At 42.9% G+C, this 1514-nt stretch carries 2 protein-coding genes; one reads left to right on the top strand and one right to left on the bottom strand.

The annotated features are described in order from the left end of the window. The coding region (locus tag F6K51_RS37055) for a CHAT domain-containing protein (RefSeq protein ID WP_293031118.1) at window positions 1–748 on the top strand (748 nt) is incomplete at its 5' end. 21 nt (window positions 749–769) lie between these two features. Here F6K51_RS37055 and F6K51_RS37060 read toward each other — a convergent pair. Continuing rightward, window positions 770–1514: DUF928 domain-containing protein (locus tag F6K51_RS37060; RefSeq protein ID WP_293031120.1), on the bottom strand; the 745-nt coding region annotated here is incomplete at its 5' end.

Here is a 1514-nt window from a genome sequence, read left to right on the forward strand (position 1 = left end):
CATTTTCATTCCCCAAGGTAAGCTATTTCTAATTCCTTTTCCGGCTTTGCAAGATAATTCGGGAAACTATTTAATTGAGAAACACACTATCCTCACTGCTCCAGCCATTCAAGTGCTAGACTTAACCCGCTCACAACGGCAACGTAATGGTAAACAATCGAATGGTCATGTGCTTGTAGTGGGTAATCCGACAATGCCGAAATCCTTACAGCCTCTTCCTTATTCTGAAGAGGAAGCCTTTAATATTGCTCAGTTATATAACACTAGACCCCTCATTGGTGCTCAAGCTACCAAAGCTGCTATTAAGTCCCAACTATCCAACGCCAGAATCATTCATCTTGCTACCCACGGGATTCTCAATGAGGTTAATGCCTTAGAGAGTGCTATTGCTCTGGCCCCTTCTAGCAATGATAATGGTCTACTCACTGCTAATGAAATCCTCGACCTAAAACTCAATGGCGAATTATTTGTCCTCAGTGCCTGCAATACAGGAAAAGGAAGCATTACCGGAGATGGGGTGATTGGCTTATCTCGTTCCCTATTTATCGCAGGTGTACCTAGTGTGCTTGTTTCTCTGTGGACAGTGAACGATGAATCTACAGCCGAGTTGATGAAGGAGTTTTATCAGAATCTCAAACAGGGTATGGATAAGGCTAAAGCCTTGCGGCAAGCAATGCTGAAAATGATGGATAAATACCCCCAACCTAGAAATTGGGCAGCATTCACTCTCATTGGGGAGGCTGAGTAACTGTATTCTGTTTGAGTGTTATCAAAGTGAACAGCACTGAACAATAGGTTCTGAGATTATGTCGTATCCCTCATAGCGCACAAACCGATGCTCAAACAAAGCAGCCCAGTCAGCAGCGATTTGAGCATCTTGGGGATTAGCGCGGCGAAGTTTAGCTAGTTCGGTGAGAGTTTCGTACCACAAACCATTTTCAGCATAAACTATGATTTGCTCCCGTAAAGTTTTGGCTGTTGCTAATTGACTAATCAGTTCCGAAGTTTTCTCAACTCGCTTGACTATCCCATCGACAGACAAATCGTAAGACTGGTTATCTGAACAGAAGAAAAGAAATTGCCAACGGTATTTTCTCCCCAGATCAAGCGGTGGTGCATCTAACGGTAGACCAAAACTGGCAATTCCTGGTCTATCTGTAATGTTGAATTTGGTCTGGTAGATCTTTTCCTGTGTATTTTCATCCTCCAGAACTAAATCTACAGAGCCAAAGCCATAGGGAATATAAAGCCAGAAAGTAGGATATTCTGAAACTGTTTCTCCCCAATTAGTAACAGGAATCAAGGCTAGAAAAGGTTTTTCTACATTAGGACATCCAGGACGGCTGCCATCGTCCTCCCGATTACCTGGTGCACCATTATTTGGGGGCTTGAAATTCAATTCCAGAGGGAGGTCATTAGCTTTAGAAGTAGCAGGGAAAGCCCATAATTTTGTAGATTTACCCGTCAAAGCAATTATTGCAAAAATCATAGTGATGGTAAGTCTTATCTGCTGG

The organism is Moorena sp. SIO3I8 (genome assembly GCF_010692325.1).
In the GTDB taxonomy this organism is placed as follows: domain Bacteria; phylum Cyanobacteriota; class Cyanobacteriia; order Cyanobacteriales; family Coleofasciculaceae; genus Moorena.